General features: G+C 63.2%; 1 protein-coding gene. It reads right to left on the bottom strand.

Annotated features, from left to right (window positions below):
* Window positions 1–133: 133 nt before the first annotated feature.
* Window positions 134–280: DUF1525 domain-containing protein (locus HMPREF2924_RS31925; RefSeq protein ID WP_083325400.1), on the bottom strand; the 147-nt coding region annotated here is incomplete at its 5' end.

The raw sequence follows: 280 nt of genomic DNA, 5'->3' as shown, positions 1-280 counted from the left end.
ACCTTGTATTCGAGGCACTGAGGGGAAAGGGTGGAGGAGACGATGGCCGCGCTGTTGATCGCGGCCGAGGCCGTGAACGAGAGGCTGAAGGTGGCGGCCGCCGCTGCCAGGCGGCGGAGGTTGTGGCTGGTCATCAGCGCGACCTCCTGGCCTTGGCGATCAGCTCAAGAGCGCGCGAAACATCCGGTTCGCCGTAGACCACGTACTGCCTATCGACTACTACGGCAGGGATCTTCTCGACACCGAGACTCCACGCATCGGCGACGTCTTGTTGTGCCTT

The organism is Pseudomonas sp. HMSC063H08, from assembly GCF_001813645.1.
Classification (GTDB): Bacteria; Pseudomonadota; Gammaproteobacteria; order Pseudomonadales; family Pseudomonadaceae; genus Pseudomonas; species Pseudomonas aeruginosa.
The sequence above is the reverse complement of the archived record's forward strand: the minus strand, read 5'-3'. Positions and strand labels throughout refer to the sequence as shown.